This window comes from Streptomyces sp. NPDC002463 (assembly GCF_042889835.1).
GTDB classification, from domain to species: domain Bacteria; phylum Actinomycetota; class Actinomycetes; order Streptomycetales; family Streptomycetaceae; genus Streptomyces; species Streptomyces nymphaeiformis.
The window spans coordinates 126,578-148,570 of record NZ_JBIARL010000002.1; the positions used below are offsets into that span (position 1 = coordinate 126,578).

General features: G+C 71.6%; 13 protein-coding genes. 9 read left to right on the forward strand and 4 right to left on the reverse strand.

Going from position 1 to position 21,993, the window contains the following annotated elements; genetic code table 11:
* Positions 1-24 precede the first annotated feature (24 nt).
* Complete coding sequence (locus tag ACFYX3_RS05740; RefSeq protein ID WP_389008486.1) at positions 25-2,136, reverse strand: PIG-L family deacetylase; 2,112 nt, start codon at positions 2,134-2,136, stop codon at positions 25-27.
* Between the two features lie 365 nt (positions 2,137-2,501).
* Between ACFYX3_RS05740 and ACFYX3_RS05745 the strand changes: the two genes are divergently transcribed.
* The gene (locus ACFYX3_RS05745; RefSeq protein WP_389008489.1) at positions 2,502-5,504 is read left to right on the forward strand and encodes a bifunctional [glutamine synthetase] adenylyltransferase/[glutamine synthetase]-adenylyl-L-tyrosine phosphorylase; all 3,003 of its coding nucleotides are present in this window, start codon (positions 2,502-2,504) and stop codon (positions 5,502-5,504) included.
* Positions 5,505-5,507: 3 nt separating this feature from the next.
* Here ACFYX3_RS05745 and ACFYX3_RS05750 read toward each other — a convergent pair whose 3' ends face one another.
* Positions 5,508-5,951 carry a MarR family winged helix-turn-helix transcriptional regulator gene (locus tag ACFYX3_RS05750; RefSeq protein WP_389008492.1) on the reverse strand — a complete coding sequence of 148 codons (444 nt, stop codon included), beginning with the start codon at positions 5,949-5,951 and terminating at the stop codon, positions 5,508-5,510.
* 112 nt (positions 5,952-6,063) lie between these two features.
* On the opposite strand from ACFYX3_RS05750, the gene ACFYX3_RS05755 reads away from it, so the two are divergent.
* Positions 6,064-6,471 (forward strand): VOC family protein, encoded by a 408-nt coding sequence (locus ACFYX3_RS05755; RefSeq protein WP_389008495.1) that lies wholly within the window; start codon positions 6,064-6,066, stop codon positions 6,469-6,471.
* A 10-nt stretch (positions 6,472-6,481) separates the two neighbouring features.
* Here the strand turns inward: ACFYX3_RS05755 and ACFYX3_RS05760 are convergent, their stop codons facing one another.
* Positions 6,482-7,393 carry a phosphatase PAP2 family protein gene (locus tag ACFYX3_RS05760; RefSeq protein ID WP_389008498.1) on the reverse strand — a complete coding sequence of 304 codons (912 nt, stop codon included), beginning with the start codon at positions 7,391-7,393 and terminating at the stop codon, positions 6,482-6,484.
* Positions 7,394-7,468: 75 nt separating this feature from the next.
* Positions 7,469-8,503, reverse strand: coding sequence for a LacI family DNA-binding transcriptional regulator (locus ACFYX3_RS05765; RefSeq protein ID WP_376590220.1), 1,035 nt, complete (start codon positions 8,501-8,503; stop codon positions 7,469-7,471).
* Positions 8,504-8,837: 334 nt separating this feature from the next.
* On the opposite strand from ACFYX3_RS05765, the gene ACFYX3_RS05770 reads away from it, so the two are divergent.
* From ACFYX3_RS05770 to pulA, 7 genes are all read left to right on the forward strand, one after another.
* Positions 8,838-10,115, forward strand: a complete 1,278-nt coding sequence (locus ACFYX3_RS05770) for an extracellular solute-binding protein (RefSeq protein ID WP_389008502.1) — start codon at positions 8,838-8,840, stop codon at positions 10,113-10,115.
* Positions 10,116-10,135: 20 nt separating this feature from the next.
* On the forward strand, positions 10,136-11,149 hold the full coding sequence (locus tag ACFYX3_RS05775; RefSeq protein WP_389008505.1) for a carbohydrate ABC transporter permease: 1,014 nt from the start codon (positions 10,136-10,138) through the stop codon (positions 11,147-11,149).
* Positions 11,150-11,175: 26 nt separating this feature from the next.
* On the forward strand, positions 11,176-12,015 hold the full coding sequence (locus ACFYX3_RS05780; protein WP_389009436.1) for a sugar ABC transporter permease: 840 nt from the start codon (positions 11,176-11,178) through the stop codon (positions 12,013-12,015).
* 47 nt (positions 12,016-12,062) lie between these two features.
* A complete protein-coding gene (locus tag ACFYX3_RS05785; RefSeq protein WP_389008508.1) occupies positions 12,063-13,736 on the forward strand; it encodes a glycoside hydrolase family 13 protein in 1,674 nt (557 codons plus the stop codon).
* Positions 13,724-14,803 (forward strand): LacI family DNA-binding transcriptional regulator, encoded by a 1,080-nt coding sequence (locus ACFYX3_RS05790; protein WP_359518633.1) that lies wholly within the window; start codon positions 13,724-13,726, stop codon positions 14,801-14,803. The genes ACFYX3_RS05785 and ACFYX3_RS05790 overlap by 13 nt, the downstream gene beginning before the upstream one ends.
* Before the next feature lie 122 nt (positions 14,804-14,925).
* A complete protein-coding gene (locus ACFYX3_RS05795) occupies positions 14,926-16,611 on the forward strand; it encodes a carbohydrate-binding module family 20 domain-containing protein (RefSeq protein ID WP_389008512.1) in 1,686 nt (561 codons plus the stop codon).
* A gap of 69 nt (positions 16,612-16,680) precedes the next feature.
* Complete coding sequence (gene pulA, locus ACFYX3_RS05800) at positions 16,681-21,972, forward strand: pullulanase-type alpha-1,6-glucosidase (RefSeq protein ID WP_389008515.1); 5,292 nt, start codon at positions 16,681-16,683, stop codon at positions 21,970-21,972.
* Positions 21,973-21,993 lie beyond the last annotated feature (21 nt).

Sequence of the window (21,993 nt, forward strand, 5' to 3'; positions counted from 1 at the left end):
GGGCTCCCGCACCCCGAACCGCCGTCAGCGGCCCGCCGGGGTCCAGTGGAGGCGGGCGTCCAGGCCTATGGCCGCCACCCCGTCGGTGCCGGCGTCCGGGGCACCCGAGAAGAGGAACTTCTCCAGCGTCCACACCGGGCGCGCCCCGGAGCGGCCGTGCGGGGCCGTCGCCAGGAAGCCCGTGCGGGAGCGGACCGCGACCAGGCCGTCGCCGCCGCTCACCGGGCCGTAGCCCGCGACGCCGGTGCCGGGCAGCTCCGTGACCGGCGACACCGGGCCCGTACCGGAGAAGTCGACGCTGCGCAGGTCGCCGGAGGCCGGTTTGCGGAACCAGAGCCGTACGCCCTCCCCGTCCGGAGCGGCGCTCGCGCTCAGCGCGAGGGTCGTCGGCGGCAGCCCGGTCGCCGCGGGCCCCGCCGGCGGCTCGCCGGGGCTCTGCGCGGCCCAGGCGAGGACGGTCTTCGGGGTGCTGGCGAACACGTACCCGCGGCCCTCCGCGTCCGTCGCCGCCACCGGGTCGCCGTACACGTCCGTGCCGCCCAGGGACTGCCACGGGCCCCATTCGCCGTCCGTCTGCTGCTCACGGGCCGTCAGCCGGTGGCGGCTGTCGCGCAGGACCACCGTGGCCAGGCCGTCGGGGGCCACGGTCACGGCCGGCGCGCTGATGTCCGAGGTCCCCGAGGCGTCGTCCCGCTCGGGCGTGCCGAGCGAGAGCCAGGGGCCGAAGCCGCCGCCCGGCTCGTCCTGGACGGTGGTGACCACCTCGCGCCGGTAGTCGGCCGCGGACCCGCCGAGCGTCGTACGGGTCCCGAAGACGGATATCCGGCCGTCCGGCAGGGTCACCGAGGTGACCCCGCTGTCGAGCCCGCCGCCGGGCAGCAGCTCCGGGCCCCGCCAGGCCACGGCGTCCGCCGGCTTCCGCCAGGCCGCGAGGCGCCCGTCGAGGACGGAGAAGGCGTGCAGTCCGCCGTCCCGGTCGCGCTGCACCCACGAGGTGGAGGTGCCCCGGGCGTACCGGACGGTCTGCGTCCAGCCGCGCCCGCCGGGCCGCGCGGCCACCTTCAGGTCGCCGCAGCCCGCGTCGGTGCCGCAGTCGTGGACCCCGTCCAGCCAGGCGTACGTCTTCACGGTCCGCAGCTTCGCGTCGGCCGTCTCGGGGTCGAGGGTGTGCGGCAGGACGCTCGTCGGGTAGCCGAGGTAGTTCTGCACGCCGACGTGCGGGTGCCCGGGCAGCTCGGCGTACCGGGCCAGCGCGCTCTGCACGAACCGCGCCCCGTACAGGTGGTCCTGGTGGTCGCGGACCCTCCCTGTCTTCGGGTACGTGCCGGGGCTCGGGTCCTGCATCCGGACGAAGGTCGGCCGGAAGCGCTCGAGGATCCCGGTCAGCGTGGCGACGACCTGCTCCTTCGTGTACGCGAAGTCGGTCGGGACCGGCGTGCCGGCGGCGCGCTGCGAGGCGAGCACGGTGATCCGGCCGTTCCACAGGCCGTGCAGGCTGTACGGGCGGTCGCCGTTGACGGAGCCGGCCTCGCGCAGCTGCAGCCACACCAGCCTGATCTGCGGCCGGGCGCGCAGGGTGTCCAGCTCGGCCCAGCCGCCGCCCTTCGTGGGTATCGCGGACCGGTCCCAGGGGCTGGTCCTGCTGCCCGTCGCCATCTCGGCGTACGCGGCCCTTATGCCGTTCTGCCGGGCCTCGGCGTAGCCCGCCTTGTCGGGCGCGGCGGCCTTGGCGTCGCGCGGGCGCGCGTTGACCCCGTCGGACTCGCCCGCGGTCAGGTAGACGCCGGTGAGGGGGTTTCCGGAGCGGAGGGACTGGGACACGTCCGGGTTCATGAAGAACAGGTCGTCGTCCGGATGGGCGACGACCTGCACCACGGACACCGGCGGACGGACGCCCCTGACGGGCCGTCCGGGCTTTCCCGACTTCCCGTGCGCGTCGGCCGGCAGGGCCTTCGCGCGCGCGTGCTCCGGGGCCCCCGTGCCCTCCGCCGCCCGGACCGAGGGCGCGTGCGGCGTCCCCGTCAGCGAGAGGATCCCGACGAACGCGCCGCCCACCAGGGCGGCCGTCACCACCGTCGCGGCGGCCTTGCGGCGGGACGGGAGGGCGGGGCGGGGGCGGAGCCGGCGCATGGGCATGTGTCGGTGGCGTGCTTTCACGAGAGGCCGAAGGGGCGGGACCGTCCCGCGGAAGGCAAGACGAACTTTCAAGGAATACGGTTCATTCAGTCTGAAAAGCGAATGATGTGCGGGACATCACGTGTGATCCACCCCGGGACGTACGGGATGTCAGGTCCGATCCACCGCCGGACGTGCGGGACGGTCACGTGTGATCCCCCGCCGGACGCGCGGGACGTCACGGCCGATCCCCCGCAGGACGCGAGGGACGCCACGCGTGATCCGCCGCGAACCACCGGCCTGGACACTCGCGCCCCCCGCGCCGGATAGGCTCGATGTCCGGGGGTTCGCCCCCGGGTTCGGACCTGCTCGGAGGGAGCGGCGGAATGACGGTGCCGGGACGCAGGAGCAGCACGTTCTCACGTCTGCTGCGGCACGGGTTCACCGACCCCTCGGGGGCCGAGCGCCTCCTCGACCTGCCCGAACTGTCCGCGCTGCGCGACGACCCCGTCCTCCTCGACGCCCTCGGCGCCACCGCCGACCCCGACCTCGCCCTGCGCGGCCTGGTCCGGCTCGTCGAGGCGCAGGCCGAGACCGAGCGGCAGACCCTCACCACCACGCTGCTCTCCGCGAAGCCCTTCCGGGACCGGCTCCTCGGGGTCCTCGGCGCCTCCGAGGCGCTCGCCGACCACCTCGCCCGGCATCCCCGCGACTGGGAGTCCCTCGTCACGTACGAGGCGGCCGACCTGCACCCGGGCGTCGCCGAGTTCGAGCAGGGGCTCGCCGAGGCCACCGACCCGGTCTCGCTGCGGGTCGCCTACCGCCGCTGCCTCCTCGCCATAGCGGCCCGCGACGTGTGCGGCACCACCGACGTCGCCCAGGCCGCCGCCGAACTCGCCGACCTGGCGACGGCGACGCTGCGCGCCGCGCTCGCCATCGCCCGTTCGGCCGAACCCGCCGACGCCGCCATGTGCCGGCTCGCGGTCATCGCGATGGGCAAGTGCGGCGGCCACGAACTGAACTACGTCTCCGACGTGGACGTCATCTTCGTCGGGGAGCCCACCCAAGAGGTCGGCGACCGGGAAGGGGGCGAGGCCAAGGCGATCCAGGCCGCGACCCGGCTCGCCTCCCACCTGATGCGGATCTGCTCCGAGACCACCGTCGAGGGCACCATCTGGCCGGTCGACGCCAATCTGCGCCCCGAAGGCCGCAACGGCCCCCTCGTCCGCACCCTCTCCTCCCACCTCGCCTACTACCAGCGGTGGGCCAAGACCTGGGAGTTCCAGGCGCTGCTCAAGGCACGCGCGGTCGCCGGCGACCCCGAGCTCGGCGCCCAGTACATCGACGCCGTCTCCCCGCTCGTCTGGCAGGCCGCCGAGCGCGAGAACTTCGTCCCCGACGTGCAGAAGATGCGCCGCCGCGTCGTCGACAACATCCCCGCCGCCCAGGTCGAGCGCGAGCTCAAGCTCGGCCCCGGCGGCCTCAGGGACGTCGAGTTCGCCGTCCAGCTCCTCCAGCTCGTGCACGGCCGCAGCGATGCCACCCTGCACAGCGGCACCACCCTCGACGCGCTCGCCGCCCTCGCCGCCGGCGGCTACGTCGGCCGCGCCGACGCCTCCCAGCTCGACGAGGCGTACCGCTTCCTGCGCGCCATGGAGCACCGCATCCAGCTCTACCGGCTGCGCCGCACCCACCTCGTCCCCGAGGACGAGAGCGACCTGCGCCGCCTCGGCCGCTCCCTCGGACTGCGCACCGACCCGGTCGCCGAGCTCAACAAGGAGTGGAAGCGGCACGCCGCCGTCGTCCGCCGGCTGCACGAGAAGCTCTTCTACCGGCCGCTGCTCGACGCCGTCGCCCAGCTCGCCCCCGGCGAGATCCGGCTCAGCCCGAAGGCCGCGGGACAGCGCCTCGAAGCGCTCGGGTACGCGGACCCCGCCGCCGCCCTGCGCCACCTGGAGGCCCTGGCCTCCGGGGTGAGCCGGAAGGCCGCCATCCAGCGGACCCTGCTCCCGGTGCTGCTCGGCTGGTTCGCCGACTCGGCCGACCCGGACGCCGGACTCCTCGGCTTCCGCAAGGTCTCCGACGCCCTCGGCAAGACCCCCTGGTACCTGCGGCTGCTCCGCGACGAGGGCGCCGCCGCCGAGAACCTCGCCCGGGTCCTGTCCGCCGGACGCCTCGCCCCCGACCTGCTGCTCCGCGCCCCCGAGGCCGTCGCGATCCTCGGCGACCCGGAAGGCCTGAAGCCGCGCGGCCGGGACCACCTGGAGCAGGAGGTCCTCGCCGCGGTGGGCCGCGCGGACGACGCCGAGCACGCGGTCGCGGCCGCCCGCGGGGTCCGCCGCAGGGAGCTGTTCCGTACCGCCGCGGCCGACCTCATCGGCTCGTACGGCACCGAGGACAACCCCCGCGAGCAGGACCCGGGCGCCCTCGTCGACCGGGTGGGGGAGGCCGTCACCGACCTCAACGCGGCGACGATCGCCGGCGCCCTGCGGGCCGCCGTGCGCGCCGAGTGGGGCGAGGAGCTGCCGACCCGGTTCGCGGTCATCGGCATGGGCCGCTTCGGCGGCCACGAGCTGGGATACGGCTCCGACGCCGACGTCCTGTTCGTGCACGAGCCCCGCGAGGGCGTCGACGAGCAGGAGGCGGGCCGGGCGGCGAACCGGGTGGTCACCGAGATGCGCCGGCTGCTCCAGCTGCCCACGGCCGACCCGCCGCTCCTGATCGACGCGGACCTGCGTCCGGAGGGCAAGAGCGGCCCCCTCGTGCGCACCCTGAAGTCGTACGGGGCCTACTACCGCCGCTGGTCGCTCGTCTGGGAGAGCCAGGCGCTGCTGCGCGCCGCACCCATGGCGGGCGACCAGGAGCTGGCCGACCGGTTCATCGAGCTCGTCGACCCGCTGCGCTACCCGGCCGAGGGGCTCGGCGAGGACGCGGTCCGCGAGATCCGCCGCCTCAAGGCCCGGATGGAGTCCGAGCGGCTGCCGCGCGGCGCCGACCCGACCCTCCACGCCAAGCTCGGGCGCGGCGGCCTCAGCGACGTCGAGTGGACGGTCCAGCTGCTCCAGATGCGGCACGGCTGGGTCGAGCCGGGCCTGCGGACGACCCGTACCCGCGAGGCCCTGGCCGCCGCCCACGCGGCGGGCCTGATCCCGACCGAGGAGGCGCAGACCCTCGACGAGGCCTGGGTCCTCGCCACCCGTGTGCGCAACGCGGTGATGCTGGTCCGCGGCCGCCCCGGCGACACCTTCCCCTCGGACCCGCGCGAGCTCGCCGCGGTGGGCCGGTACCTGGGGTACGAGGCGGGGCACGTCGGCGAGATGGTCGACGACTACCGCCGCATCACCCGCCGGGCCAGGGCGGTCGTCGAGGAGCTGTTCTACGGGGCGTAGCGCTCAGACGAGTCCTCGGTGCACCCGGAGCAGCAGGTCCTGGAGCAGGGCCCGCTCCTCCGGGGCCAGCGGGACGAGCAGCTCGTCCTGCACGGACCGGGCCTCGGCGTCGAGCTCCGTGAGCAGCTCGCGGCCGGCCGGGGCGAGGGAGACGAGGACCCGCCGGCGGTCCTCGGGGTCGCGGGCCCGCTCGACGTATCCGCCGGCGGTCAGCTGGTCCACGACTTTTGTGATGTCGCTGGGGTCGACGTCGAGCCGGACGACGAGGTCGCGCTGGGCGTGCGGCCCGAAGTCGGAGAGGGCGGCGAGGACCGCCATGTCCCAGAGCCGCAGGCCGCGCTCGGAGAGCCGGGCCGCGAGCCGGCCGCGGGCGGTCTTGCCGATCCTGGAGAGCAGGTAGGTGCTGAGGCCGAGCAGGGCGGGCGGGGTGGATCGCGCGGAGGACATGGCGAGAAGTCTAGGGTGCGCACCTATAGTGGGTCCCCGCCTATAGTAGGTCCGCACCCACTAATCAGCTCGCTTCGCCCATCGACTCGCGTGACGACCCGAGGAGCCCGCCGTGCACACCCCGTACCCCCGACTGCTCGTCACCCGCTTCGCCGACTGCTTCCGGTTCTACGCGGCGGTCCTGCCCGCGCTGACCGGCGCGGACCTCGACAAGGGCGGCCCGGACGGGCCGTACGCGAACTGGGAGGCGGACGGCCGGGCCGTCCTGGTGCTCTTCGACCGCGCCGCGATGGCCTCCGTCCTCGGCACCGGGGACCTGCCGGCCCGGCCGGAGCCGGCGCAGGACGGCGCGATGCTCGTCCTGCGGGTGGACGACGTGGACAAGGCCCTCGCCCTCTGCCTGGACGCCGGCGGCACCCCCGTGCTCGGCGCGACGGACCGCCCGGAGTGGGGGCCCGGTCTGCGGGCGGGGCATCTGCGCGACCCCGAGGGGCGCCTCGTCGAGCTGCAGTCCTACTGATCGGCCCGGGTCACTTGCCGGAGCCGACCTGCTCCGCCTCGTCCCGCTCGCGGTCCGGCCTCGCCACCGGGGCCGGACCGCCCCGCTCGACGACGCCCACCGGCTCCACCAGCTTCGGCAGCCGGTGCGGGCGGGAGCCGTACCAGAAGTAGGAGACGGCGAAGCCGAAGGACAGGCAGAGCATGCCGCCGACCGCGTCCAGCCAGAAGTGGTTGGCGGTGGAGACGATGACGACGAGCGTCGCCGCCGGGTAGAGCAGGCCGAGGATCTTCGCCCAGGGCGCCCGGGCGAGCAGGAAGATGGTCAGTCCGCACCAGAGCGACCAGCCGATGTGCATCGACGGCATCGCCGCGTACTGGTTCGACACGTGCTTGAGGTTGCCCGAGGCCATCGAGCCCCAGGTGTGGTGGACGAGCACCGTGTCGACGAAGTTCTGGCCGTTCATCAGCCGGGGCGGCGCGAGCGGGAACAGGTAGTAACCGACCAGTGCCACACCGGTGGTCGCGAACAGGACCGTACGGAACGCCGCGTAACGGCCCGGATGCCATCGGTAAAGCCAGACGAGCACACCGATGGTCACGATGAAGTGCAGCGTCGCGTAGTAGTAGTTCATCGAGACGATCAGCCATGTCACCGAGTTCACGGCATGGTTGACGGCGTGCTCGAAGGCGAGGCCCAGGGACTGCTCGGCCTTCCAGATCCAGTCGGCGTTCTTGAGCGCCTCGGCCTTCTGCTCCGGCACCGCGTTGCGGATCAGCGAGTACGTCCAGTAACTCACCGCGATGAGCAGGACCTCGAACCAGATCGTGGGACGCCGGGGCGCGCGCCCGCGCAGCCGCGGGAACCGTCCCTCGTCGGCCGCGATGGGTGACGATGACGGGGTCGTCCGGCTGTCCAAGCTCTTCACGGTCGTTTCACCCATAGCGAGAGAGTCTGCCAGATCCCGTCCCCCCGACCGATCATCCCTCGGTCGGGTTCCGGGTGCACCCGCTCCACCTCAGGAAGGAGTGCGCGCGGGCGCCGGAGCCGATGCGGTCGAGCCGCGAACCACCAGCTCAGGCATGAAGACGAACTCGGAGTGCGGGGCCGGGGTGCCCCCCACCTCCTCCAGGAGCGCGCGCACCGCGGCCTGGCCCATCGCCTGCACGGGCTGACGGATGGTGGTCAGCGGCGGGTCGGTGAACGCTATGAGCGGAGAGTCGTCGAAGCCGACGACCGAGACGTCCCGGGGGACGTCGAGCCCCTGCTGCCGGGCCGCCCGGATCGCGCCGAGCGCCATCATGTCGCTCGCGCAGACGACGGCCGTGCAGCCGCGGGAGATCAGCGCCCCGGCCGCGGCCTGACCGCCCTCCAGGGTGTAGAGGGAGTGCTGGATCAGCTCCTCGGACTCCTCGTGGGAGAGGCCGAACCGCTCCTGCATGCCCTGCTGGAACCCCTCGATCTTGCGCAGCACCGGCACGAACCGCTTCGGCCCGACGGCGAGGCCGATCCGGGTGTGCCCGAGCGCGGCCAGGTGCGTCACGGCCAGCTTCATCGCCGCCCGGTCGTCGGGGGAGACGAACGGCGCCTGGACCTTGGGGGAGAAGCCGTTGAGGAGGACGTACGGGACGCCCTTGCCGCGCAGCTGGTCGTAGCGCGTCATGTCGGCGGTGGTGTCGGCGTGCAGACCGGACACGAAGATGATGCCGGCGACGCCGCGCTCCACCAGCATGTCGGTGAGTTCGTCCTCGGTGGACCCGCCGGGGGTCTGGGTGGCGAGGACCGGCGTGTACCCCTGCCGGGTCAGGGCCTGCCCGATGACCTGGGCGAGGGCGGGGAAGATCGGGTTGTCCAGCTCGGGGGTGATGAGGCCGACGAGCCCCGCGCTGCGCTGCCGCAGACGCACGGGCCGCTCGTAGCCGAGCACGTCGAGCGCGGCAAGGACGGACTCGCGGGTGGCGGCTGCCACGCCCGGCTTGCCGTTGAGCACGCGGCTGACTGTGGCCTCACTGACCCCCGCCTGGGCTGCGATGTCGGAGAGCCGCGCGGTCATGAGGATGGACTGTACCGGTCACGGGGCGTATTGCCCACCGCTACCCCGAGGTCCGATCGATGCCGCCATTCTGCAAGGTCTTGCAGTCCTTGCGCTCGCCTTGCGGGTGCATTCATGATCGAAAGGGGCCCGACCGCCCCTGTCAAGCGGCCCTCCGGCAACCTTAGGGACACGTGAATGTAACGATCGCCGGTCCTTGCAGAAAGTTCTCGCAAGGTCTTTCGGCGCGTTTTCATCCCTGTTACGTTCCTGGCAACCCGGAGCGCCGCGAGGGAGCGGTCGCATGAGGAAGGTTCCAGCCCCTCGTCTCCCCGGGATCATTGAAGGAGTTCACATGCGGCGTGGCATAGCGGCCACCACGCTGGTCGCGGCCCTGGGCGTGACCCTGGCGGCGTGCGGCGGAAGCGACAGCGGTTCCAACGGCGGCTCGAAGGGCTCGGGCGAGCTCTCCGGCACCGTGACCTGGTGGGACACCTCCACGGTCGGCTCCGAGGACAAGGTCTTCAAGCAGGTCGCCGAGGACTTCACCAAGAAGCACCCCAAGGTCACCGTCAAGTACGTGAACGTGCCGTTCGGCGAGGCGCAGAACAAGTTCAAGAACGCCGCTCAGTCCGGCTCCGGCGCGCCCGACGTCATCCGCTCCGAGGTCGCCTGGACCCCCGACTTCGCCAGCCTCGGCTACCTCGCCCCGCTGGACGGCACCGCCGCGCTCAAGGACTCCGACGACTTCCTGAAGCAGGCCACCGCCTCGACGAAGTTCAACGGCAAGACCTACGCGGTCCCGCAGGTCATCGACTCCATGGGCATCTTCTACAACAAGAAGATCTTCAAGGACGCCGGCGTCCAGGTCCCCAAGACCATCGACGAGCTCAAGTCCGTCTCCGCCAAGATCAAGCAGAAGACCGGCAAGACCGGCCTGTACCTGCGCGGCGACGACCCGTACTGGTTCCTCTCCTTCCTGTACGGCGAGGGCGGCGACATGGTCGACGCCGAGAACAAGACCGTCACGATCGACGACGCCAAGGGCGTCAAGGCGCTCGCGACCGTGAAGGACCTGGTCGACTCGAAGGCGGCGATCACCGACGCCACCAACGGCTGGGACAACATGCAGGCGTCCTTCAAGGACGGCAAGGTCGCCATGATGATCAACGGCCCGTGGGCCGTCACCGACACCTACGCGGGCAAGGAGTTCGCCGACAAGGCGAACCTGGGCATCGCCCCGGTCCCGGCCGGCTCGGGCGGCCAGGGCGCCCCGCAGGGCGGCCACAACCTCGCGGTCTACGCGGGCTCCAAGAACCTGGAGGCCTCGTACGCCTTCACCGAGTACATGACCTCGGTCGAGACCCAGACGCGGATCTCCAAGGAGCTCAGCCTGCTCCCGACCCGTCAGTCCGTCTACATCAAGCCGGACGTCGCGACCAACGAGATGATCAGCTTCTTCAAGCCGGTCGTCGACAAGGCCGTCGAGCGCCCCTGGATCCCGGAGGGCGGCAGCCTCTTCGAGCCGATCAAGGTCGAGTACACCAAGGTCCTCACCGGCCAGACGACCCCGGAGGCCGGCGCCAAGGCGATCGGTGACTCGTACCGCAAGCTCCTGAAGGACTGGAAGTAAGAAAGAAGGCAGGCCGGCTCATGGCTGTGGACAGTCCCAGCCAGTCGGTGGCGAAGGCCGCGGGCGACAGTGTCGCCCGCGGCCGGAGCCGCGGAACTGGTACACCGCGCCGCGCGGCGAAGCGCTCCCTCTCCACCCACTGGTACGCCTGGGCCATGGTCGCCCCCGTGGTGATCGTGATCGGCGTGATCATCGGCTATCCGCTGGTCCGCGGCATCTACCTGTCGTTCACCGACGCGAACGAGAGGAACGTCGCGCGGTCGATCGGCGTCAACGAGATCCCGGCCAGCTACGAGTTCATCGGCCTGGACAACTACAAGGACGCGATCACCGGGAGCCAGTTCCTCGGGACCCTCGGCTGGACGATCGTCTGGACCGTGTCCTGCGTGGCCCTGACCTTCGGCCTCGGCCTCGGCCTCGCCAACATCCTGAACCGCAGGATCGCCGGCCGCTCCGTCTACCGGATGCTGCTGATCCTGCCCTGGGCCGTCCCCGGCTTCGTCTCCGTCTTCGCCTGGCGCTTCCTGTACGACGAGCGCCGCGGCATCCTCAACCAGATCCTCGCGGGCGGCGGCATCGACGCCGTCCCGTGGCTCAACGACCCGACCTGGGCCAAGTTCTCGGTCATCGCGGTCAACGTCTGGCTCGGCGTCCCGTTCATGATGGTCGCCCTCCTCGGCGGACTCCAGTCCATACCCGGCGAGCTGTACGAGGCCGCCGAGATGGACGGCGCGAGCGCCTGGCAGCGCTTCCGGCACATCACCCTGCCGGGGCTGCGGTCCGTCAGCACCACCGTGATCCTGCTGAGCACCATCTGGACCTTCAACATGTTCCCGGTGATCTTCCTGCTCACCCGGGGCGGTCCCGGCGAGGCCACCCAGATCCTCGTCACCCAGGCCTACAAGTTCTCCTTCGAGGTCAGCCCGCGCGACTTCGCGCAGTCGTCCACGTGGGGCGTGCTCATCCTGGTCCTCCTGATGGTCTTCGCCGCGTTCTACCAGCGCGTCCTCCGCAAGCAGGGAGAAGTCTGGTGACCACCACGACCCCCACCCCCCAGGTCATGAACACCCCGGTCCGCGGCCGCCGTTCGCCGCTCGCCTCGGTCGGCCTGCACGTCACGCTGATCGTGGCGTCCGTGATCGCCGTCTTCCCGGTCCTCTGGGTGCTGCTGACCTCGCTGAAGCCGGCGAAGTACGCGACCACCACGGACTTCTTCAAGGAGACGACGCTCGAGAACTACACGAACCTGGTGAACGACACCCCGTTCCTCACCTGGTTCGGCAACTCGCTGCTCGTCGCCGGCCTCACCACCGTCGTCGGCGTGTTCATCTCCGCCACCACGGGCTACGCCGTCAGCCGCTTCCGGTTCCCCGGCAAGCGCGGCCTGATGTGGACGCTGCTCGTCACCCAGATGTTCCCGGTCGCCGTCCTGATCGTGCCGATCTACAACATCATGGCGTCGATGGGCCTGCTCAACCAGCCGGCCGGCCTGGTCATCACGTACCTGACCATCGCCGTCCCGTTCTGCGCGTGGATGATGAAGGGCTTCTTCGACACCATCCCGCGCGAGATCGACGAGTCCGGCTACGTCGACGGCCTCACCCCGTTCGGCACGTTCTGGCGGCTCATCCTGCCGCTCGCCAAGCCGGGCATCGCCGTCACCGCCTTCTACTCCTTCATCACCGCCTGGGGCGAGGTCGCCTACGCCTCCGCCTTCATGGTCGGCGACGAGAACCTCACGCTCGCCGGCGGACTGCAGAAGTTCGTCAACCAGTACGGCGCCCAGTGGGGCCCGATGGCCGCGGCCTCCGTGCTCATCGCCGTCCCCGCCGCCCTCGTGTTCCTGTTCGCCCAGCGCCACCTCGTCACCGGCATGTCCGCCGGCGCCGTCAAGGGCTGAGCACCTCTCCATGTCCTGACGACATGTCCTTACGACCCAAGGAAGACATGACCCAGCACCTCGCCACCCCCGCCGCCGCCCCGACCACCGGCACGCACACGGGCTGGTGGAGAGACGCGGTGATCTACCAGGTCTACCCGCGCTCCTTCGCCGACGGCAACGGTGACGGCATGGGGGACCTGGAGGGCGTCCGCAGCCGGCTGCCGTACCTCAAGGGGCTCGGCGTCGACGCCGTCTGGCTCTCCCCGTTCTACGCCTCGCCGCAGGCCGACGCCGGCTACGACGTCGCCGACTACCGGGCCATCGACCCCATGTTCGGCACGCTCCTCGACGCCGACGCCCTGATCCGCGAGGCCCACGAACTGGGCCTGCGCATCATCGTCGACCTCGTCCCCAACCACTCCTCCGACCAGCACGAGTGGTTCCAGCGCGCCCTGCGCGAGGGCCCCGGCTCGGTGCTCCGCGAGCGCTACCACTTCCGCCCCGGTCAGGGCGAGAACGGCGAACTCCCGCCCAACGACTGGGAGTCCATCTTCGGCGGCCCCGCCTGGACCCGTACGGAGAACCCGGACGGCACCCCCGGCGACTGGTACCTCCACCTCTTCGCCCCCGAGCAGCCCGACTTCAACTGGGAACACCCCGCCGTCCGCGACGAGTTCCGCTCCATCCTGCGCTTCTGGCTCGACATGGGCGTCGACGGCTTCCGCGTCGACGTCGCCCACGGCCTCGTCAAGGCCGCGGGCCTGCCCGACATCGGCTCCCACGACCAGCTGAAGCTGCTCGGCAACGACGTCATGCCCTTCTTCGACCAGGACGGCGTCCACGAGATCTACCGCTCCTGGCGGCAGATCCTCGCCGAGTACGACGGCGAGCGCATCCTCGTCGCCGAGGCCTGGACCCCCACCGTCGACCGCACCGCGAACTACGTGCGCCCCGACGAGATGCACCAGGCCTTCAACTTCCAGTACCTCGGCACCCACTGGGACGCCGCCGAGCTCCGTGCCGTCATCGACGCCTCGCTCGACGCGATGCGCCCGGTCGGCGCCCCCACCACCTGGGTCCTCTCCAACCACGACGTCACCCGGCACGCCACCCGCTTCGCCAACCCGGCGGGCCTCGGCACCCAGCTCCGCGAGGCCGGCGACCGCGAGCTCGGCCTGCGCCGCGCCCGCGCCGCGACCCTCCTCATGCTGGCCCTGCCCGGCTCCGCGTACGTCTACCAGGGCGAGGAGCTCGGCCTGCCCGACGTCACCGACCTGCCCGACGAGGTCCGCCAGGACCCGTCGTTCTGGCGGGCCAGCGGCCAGGACGGCTTCCGCGACGGCTGCCGCGTGCCGATCCCGTGGACCGTCGAGGGCTCCTCGTACGGCTTCGGCGACGGCGGCTCCTGGCTGCCGCAGCCCGCGACCTGGAGCGCCCTGAGCGTCGAGGCGCAGACCGGCGACCCCGGCTCCACCCTGGAGCTCTACCGCAGCGCCCTCGCCGTCCGGCGCGAGCGCCCCGAACTCGGTGCGGGCGACGCCGTCGAGTGGCTGGAGGCACCCGAGGGTGTGCTCTCCTTCCGCCGCGACGGCTTCGTCTGCACCGCCAACACCACCGGCCGGGCCATCACCGTCCCGCTGCCCGGCCGGTATCTCCTCGCCAGCGAGGAGGTGGACGGCTCCGCCGTGGAGGGGACGGTGGAGCTGCCCGCCGACACCACCGTCTGGTGGGCGGTGTGACGATCCCCCTGCCGCGGGGCGCCGGGAACGGCGCCCCGCGGCTCGCGGACATCGCGGCCCAGTCCGGGGTCAGCGAGGCCACCGTCAGCCGTGTCCTCAACGGCAAGGCGGGGGTGGCCGGCGCGACCCGGCACAAGGTGCTCGCGGCGCTCGACGTCCTCGGCTACGAGCGTCCCGTACGGCTCAAACGCCGCAGCGCGGGCCTCGTCGGGCTGGTCGTGCCCGAGCTGACCAACCCGATCTTCCCGGCCTTCGCGCAGGTCGTCGAACAGGTCCTCGCCGGGCACGGCTACACCCCGGTCCTGTGCACCCAGATGCCCGGCGGCGCCACCGAGGACGAGCTCGTCGAGCAGCTCGTGGAGCGCGGGGTGGCCGGCATCGTCTTCCTCTCCGGGCTGCACGCGGACGCCACGGCCGACCCCGCGCGCTACGCCCGGCTGGCCGCCCGGGGCGTCCCGTACGTCCTCATCAACGGCTACAACGAGCACATCGACGCCAACTTCGTCTCCCCCGACGACCGGGCCGCCGCCCGGATGGCCGTCCGGCACCTGGTCGAACTCGGCCACGAGCGGATCGGCCTCGCCATCGGCCCCACCCGGTACGTCCCCTCGCGCCGCAAGGCCGAGGGCTTCACCGCCGAGCTGTACGAGCTCCTCGGCATCGAGCGCGCCGAGGCCGAACGGTTCATCAGGCCCACCCTGTTCGGTGTCGAGGGCGGTCACGCGGCCGCCGACATCCTGCTCCGCGAGGGCTGCACGGGCATCGTCTGCGGTTCCGACCTGATGGCGCTCGGCGTCATCCGCGCGGTGCGCGCCCGCGGCCTCGACGTGCCCGGCGACGTCTCCGTCGTCGGCTTCGACGACTCGCCGCTGATCGCCTTCACCAGCCCGCCGCTGTCCACCGTGCGCCAGCCCGTGCAGGCCATGGCGACGGCGGCCGTCGGCGCGCTCCTGGAGGAGATCGAGGGGAACCCGGTGCAGCGCACGGAGTTCGTCTTCCAGCCGGAACTCGTCGTGCGCGGTTCCACGGCGCAGCCGCCCGGCCGGCTTCCGCAAGTCCTTTCGTAACAAGTTGCGTTCGGGTGCCCGGAGGGTTGACCGGGCGCCGGGGCACTCGTACGGTCACGGCTGAAAACAGTTGCTGAAGTTTTCGGCAACTTCTTGCGACAGTGAAGTCAGCAGGAGGAGACATGGCGAGAAAGACCGTGGCCGCTGCACTCGCCCTCGTGGCGGGAGCCGCTGTGGCCGTCACGGGCAACGCCCCGGCGCAAGCCGCCCCGCCCGGCACCAAGGACGTCACCGCGGTGCTGTTCGAGTGGAACTTCGCCTCGGTCGCCCGGGAGTGCACCGAGCGCCTCGGCCCCGCCGGATACGGATACGTCCAGGTGTCCCCGCCCCAGGAGCACCTCCAGGGCGGCCAGTGGTGGACCTCGTACCAGCCGGTCAGCTACAAGATCGCCGGACGTCTCGGCGACCGCACCGCCTTCAAGAACATGATCGACACCTGTCACGCGGCAGGCGTGAAGGTCGTCGCCGACTCCGTCGTCAACCACATGGCGAACGGATCGGGCACGGGAACGGGTGGGACCCCGTTCTCCAAGTACGACTACCCCGGCCTCTACTCGGGCGCGGACATGGACGACTGCCGGGCCGCGATCTCCAACTACCAGGACCGCGCGAACGTCCAGAACTGCGAGCTGGTCCAGCTCCCCGACCTCGACACGGGCGAGGACTACGTCCGCGGGAAGATAGCCGGCTACCTGAACGACCTGCTCTCCCTCGGCGTCGACGGCTTCCGCATCGACGCCGCCAAGCACATGCCGGCCGCCGACCTCGCCAACATCAAGTCGCGCCTGACGAATCCTTCCGTCTACTGGAAGCAGGAGGCGATCTACGGCGCCGGCGAGGCCGTCCAGCCGAGCGAGTACCTCGGCAACGGCGACGTCCAGGAGTTCCGCTACGCCCGCGACCTCAAGCGGGTCCTGCAGAACGAGAAGCTCGCCTACCTCAAGAACTTCGGCGAGGCCTGGGGCTACATGCCGTCCGGCCAGTCCGGCGTCTTCGTCGACAACCACGACACCGAGCGCGGCGGCGACACCCTCAACTACAAGGACGGCGCGAACTACACCCTCGCCTCCGTCTTCATGCTCGCCTGGCCGTACGGCTCCCCGGACGTCCACTCCGGCTACGAGTGGACCGACAAGGACGCGGGCCCGCCCAACGGCGGTGCCGTGAACGCCTGCTACAGCGACGGCTGGAAGTGCCAGCACGCCTGGCGCGAGATCTCCTCCATGGTGGCCTTCCGCAACACCGCCCGCGGGCAGGCCGTCACCGACTGGTGGGACAACGGCGGCAACGCGATCGCGTTCGGCCGCGGCTCCAAGGCGTACGTGGCGATCAACCACGAGGCCTCGGCCCTGACCCGCACCTTCCAGACGTCCCTCGCCGCCGGCACCTACTGCGACGTGCAGTCGAACACCGCCGTGACGGTGAACTCCTCGGGCCAGTTCACGGCCACCCTCGCCGCGAACACGGCCCTCGCCCTGCACACCGGGGCCATGAACTGCGGGGCGCAGCCGGCCACCTCCGGCGCGTCCTTCAACGTGAACGCCACCACGGTCACCGGCCAGAACATCTACGTCACCGGCAACCGCGCCGAACTCGGCAACTGGGCCCCCGCCGCCGCCCTGAAGCTCGACCCGGCCGCGTACCCCGTCTGGAAGCTGACGGTGTCCCTGCCCGCCGGAACGGCCTTCGAGTACAAGTACATCCGCAAGGACGCCGCCGGCAACGTGACCTGGGAGTCGGGCGCCAACCGCACGGCGACGGTCCCCGCCTCGGGCCAGCTCGTCCTGAACGACACCTTCCGCAACTGAGCCTCCCCCCACGCAAGGGCCGCCCCGCCGGGGCGGCCCTCTCTTCCCGTACCTCCAGGGAGCACCCCCGTGACACGCAAGAGAACGGCGGTCGCGCTGGCCGCCGCGCTGTGCGCCGCCCTCGTGCCCGCCGTCCCCGCGACGGCGGCACCCCGGCCGCCGGCTCCGCCCTCCGACCGGGCCCTCGCCGCCCAGCCGGCCCGGCAGGACCTCACCCGCGAGCAGTTCTACTTCGTGCTGCCCGACCGCTTCGCCAACGGCGACACCTCCAACGACAAGGGCGGCCTCACCGGCAGCCGCACGGCGACCGGTTTCGACCCCACCGACAAGGGCTTCTACCAGGGCGGCGACCTCAAGGGCCTCACCGAGCGGCTCGACTACATCAAGGGCCTCGGCACCACCGCGATCTGGATGGCGCCGATCTTCAAGAACCGGCCCGTGCAGGGAACCGGCAAGGACGCCTCCGCCGGCTATCACGGGTACTGGATCACCGACTTCACCCAGGTCGACCCGCACTTCGGGACGAACGAGGACCTGCAGCGGCTGATCGCCGCCGCCCACGCCAAGGGCATGAAGGTCTTCTTCGACGTCATCACCAACCACACCGCCGACACCGTCGACTACGCGGAGAAGAAGTACGGCTACCGCCCCAAGGGCGCGTATCCGTACCTCGACGCCTCAGGACGGCCCTTCGACGACCGCACCGCGATCGGCAAGGTGGACGCGGACTCCTTCCCCTACACGCCGACGACGACCGGCGGCAAGGTCCCGTCCTGGCTCAACGACCCGACGATGTACCACAACCGGGGCGACTCCACCTGGGTGGGCGAGTCCGCCGAGTACGGCGACTTCGTCGGCCTGGACGACCTGTGGACCGAGCGCCCCGAGGTCGTCGAGGGCATGAAGCGGATCTACGAGAAGTGGGTCCGCGACTTCGACATCGACGGCTTCCGCATCGACACCGTCAAGCACGTCGACCTGGACTTCTGGACCCAGTGGGCCACCGCCCTCGACGCGTACGCGAAGAAGCAGGGCCGCGAGGACTTCTTCATGTTCGGCGAGGTGTACTCCGCCGACACCGCCGTCACCTCCCCGTACGTCACCCGGGGCCGGCTCGACGCCACCCTCGACTTCCCCTTCCAGGACGCGGCCCGCGCCTTCGCCTCCCAGGGCGCCGGCGCCGACCGCCTCGCCGAGGTCTTCGCCGAGGACTACCGGTACACCACCGACAAGGCCAACGCATACGAGCAGGTGACCTTCCTCGGCAACCACGACATGGGCCGCATCGGCACCTTCCTGAAGCAGGACAACCCGAACGCGTCCGACGAGGAGCTCGTCCGCCGCGACCGCCTCGCCAACGAGCTGATGTTCCTCTCCCGGGGCAACCCGGTGGTCTACTACGGCGACGAGCAGGGCTTCACGGGCCCCGGCGGCGACAAGGACGCCCGCCAGACCCTCTTCGCCTCGCAGACCGCCGACTACCTCGACGACGACCAGCTCGGCACCGACCGCACCCACGCCTCCGACGCGTACGACACCACGCACCCCCTCTACCGCTCGATCGCCGCCCTGTCGAAGCTCACCCGGGAGAACCCGGCCCTCCGCGACGGCGTCCAGCAGGAGAGGTACGCCGAGGGCTCCGTCTACGCCTTCACCCGCACCGACCCGAAGACGCGGACCGAGTACCTGGTCGCCGTCAACGGCGCCACCCAGCCGAAGACCGTCACCGTCCCCGTCGACTCCGCCGGCTTCCGCACCCTGTACGGGGGTCAGGGCGCCGTCGCGGCGAAGGACGGCAAGGTCACCGTCACCGTCCCGGCCCTCTCCTCCCTGGTCCTCGGGGCAGGCGCCCCGCTGCCCGCCCCGGCGACGAGGCCCACCGTCTCCCTGAAGGCCCCGGCCGCCGGCTCCACCGGCACCGTCGAGCTCTCCGCCGACGTCACCGGCGGCGGCCTGAACAGGGTGGTGTTCGCCGCCCAGGTCGGCGACGGCCGCTGGCAGACCCTCGGCACCGCCGACCACGCCCCCTACAAGGTCACCCAGCACGTCACCGCCCCCGCCGGCACCGCCCTGCGCTACAAGGCCGTCGTCGTCGACAGCGCCGGCCGCACCGCGAGCGCCCTCGCCGCCACCACGGCCGGCGCGCCCCCGGCCCCCGAGAAGCCGGTCGCCGTCGAGCGGGCGTACGCCGTCGTCCACTACAAGCGCCAGGACGGGAACTACGACGGCTGGAAGCTGAAGGCCGACGGCCAGGAGGCCGCCTTCGCCGGACGGGACGCCTTCGGCGCCTTCGCCTGGGTCAAGGTCCCCGAGGGCGCCTCCACCGTCGCGTACACCGTCGAGAAGGACGGCACCGCCGACGGCCCGCAGCGCAGCATCACCCTCGGCCGCACCGGCGAGGTCTGGATCACACAGGGCGCCGAAGGACAGTCCGACGCGAACCCGGCCCCGGCGGCCCAGGACAAGACCAAGGCCGTCATCCACTACCGGCGGGCCGACGGCGACTACGGCGGCTGGGGCCTCCACACCTGGACCGGCGCCGCCCAGCCCACCGACTGGTCCAAGCCCCTCATGCCCGTCCGCGTCGACGCGTACGGCGCGGTCTACGAGGTCCCGCTGACCGAGGGCGCGAGCTCCCTCTCGTACATCCTCCACAAGGGCGACGAGAAGGACCTGCCCACCGACCAGTCCCTCGACCTCGGCACCTACGGCCACGAGGTCTGGCTCCTCTCCGGACAGCCGAAGTACCTCCTGCCGACCACCGGCGGCGCCCCGAACCTCGACCTCGGCAAGGCCGAGGCCCAGTGGATCGACCGGAACACCGTCGTCTGGAAGGTGAAGACCACCGACTCCACCAGCCAGCAGCTGGTGTACGCGAAGGACGGCGGGATCACCGTCACCGACGGGGCCCTGAGCGACGAGGGCCGCTGGCTCCGCCTCACGCCCTCCTCGCTGACCGACGCCCAGAAGGCCGCGTACCCCCACCTCAAGGACTACCCGGCCTTCACCGTCGACCCGCGCGACGCCGACCGGGTCAGGGACTCCCTGCGCGGCCAGCTCGTCGCCACCCAGCGCGCCGCCAACGGCGCCCTGCTCGCCGCCACCGGCGTCCAGACCGCCGGCATCCTCGACGACCTGTACGCGCCGAAGGCCACCAAGGCCTCCCTCGGCCCGGTCTTCCGCAACGGCCGCCCCACCCTCTCCCTCTGGGCCCCCACCGCCCGGTCCGTCGCCCTCGAACTCGACGGCAAGGCCGTGCCCATGCGGCGCGACCCCGCCTCCGGCGTCTGGTCCGTCACCGGCCCGACGACCTGGACGGGCAAGCCGTACCGGTACGTCGTGAAGGTCTGGGCACCGAGCGTGCAGAAGGTCGTCGAGAACCGGGTCACCGACCCCTACTCCACCGCCCTCACCACCGACTCCGCCCGCAGCCTCGTCGTCGACCTCACCGACCCGAAGCTCGCCCCCGCCGGCTGGAAGACCCTGAAGAAGCCCGCCGCCGTACCGCTGCGCGACGCCCAGATCCAGGAACTCCACATCCGGGACTTCTCGATCGCCGACCCCACCGCGAAGGCCGACCACCGGGGCACCTACCTCGCCTTCACCGACAAGGACAGCAAGGGATCGGAGCACCTGAAGGCGCTCGCCGCCTCCGGCACCTCCTACGTCCACCTCCTCCCCGCCTTCGACCTCGGCACCGTCCCCGAGAAGAAGTCCGACCGGACCGAACCCGCCTGCGACCTGAAGGTCTACGCCCCCGACTCCGAGGAGCAGCAGGCCTGCGTCACCGCCGCCGCGGCCGAGGACGGCTACAACTGGGGCTACGACCCCCTGCACTACACCGTCCCCGAGGGCTCCTACGCCACCGACCCGAACGGCACCCGCCGCACGGTCGAGTTCCGGCAGATGGTCCAGGCCCTCAACGGCGACGGACTGCGCACCGTCATGGACGTCGTCTACAACCACACCGTCGCCGCCGGACAGTCCGACAAGTCGATCCTCGACCGGATCGTCCCCGGCTACTACCAGCGCCTCCAGGCCGACGGCTCCGTCGCCACCTCCACCTGCTGTGCCAACACCGCGCCCGAGAACGCCATGATGGGCAAGCTCGTCGTCGACTCGGTCGTCACCTGGGCCAAGCAGTACAAGGTCGACGGCTTCCGCTTCGATCTCATGGGCCACCACCCCAAGGCCAACATCCTCGCCGTGCGGGCCGCGCTCGACGCGCTGACCGTCGAGAAGGACGGCGTCGACGGCAAGGCGATCGTCCTCTACGGCGAGGGCTGGAACTTCGGCGAGATCGCCGACGACGCCCGCTTCGTCCAGGCCACCCAGAAGAACATGGCTGGCACCGGCATCGCGACCTTCTCCGACCGGGCCCGCGACGCCGTCCGCGGCGGCGGCCCCTTCGACGGCGACCCCGGCATCCAGGGCTTCGCCTCCGGCCTCTACACCGACCCGAACGGCTCCGCCGCCAACGGGACCCCGGCCGAGCAGAAGGCCCGCCTCCTGCACTACCAGGACCTCATCAAGGTCGGCCTGACCGGCAACCTCGCCGACTACCGCTTCACCGACACCTCGGACCGTACGGTCAAGGGCAGCCAGGTCGACTACAACGGCGCCCCCGCCGGATACGCCGCCGCCCCCGGCGACGCCCTCGCCTACGCCGACGCCCACGACAACGAGTCCCTGTACGACGCGCTCGCCTTCAAGCTGCCGGCGGGCACCTCGCCGGCCGACCGCGCCCGCATGCAGGTCCTCGCCATGGCGACGGCCACCCTCTCGCAGGGCCCGTCCCTCTCCCAGGCCGGCTCGGACCTGCTGCGCTCCAAGTCCCTGGACCGCAACTCCTTCGACAGCGGCGACTGGTTCAACGCCATCCACTGGGACTGCCGCGACGGCAACGGCTTCGGCCGCGGCCTGCCCCCGGCCGCCGACAACAAGTCCAAGTGGTCCTACGGCAAGCCGCTGCTGGTCGACCCGGCCCTCACGGTCGGCTGCGCCCAGATCGACGGCGCCTCCGCCGCCTACCGGGACCTGCAGAAGATCCGTACCACCGAGCCGGTGTTCTCGCTGGCCACGGCGGACCGGGTACAGGAGGCCCTGTCCTTCCCGCTCTCCGGCCGCGACGAGACCCCCGGCGTCATCACCATGCGCCTCGGCGACCTGGTCGTCGTCCTCAACGCGACCCCGGACGGCACGTCGCAGAAGGTCGCGGACCTGGCCGGGAAGGGCTACGGCCTGCACCCGGTCCAGGCGGGCGGCTCCGACGCGGTGGTGAAGTCGTCCGCGTACGAGCAGTCCACGGGCACCTTCACGGTCCCGGCGCGGACGGTGGCGGTCTTCAAGGCCACGAGCTGACGGACGGCCCTGGCGCGGCAC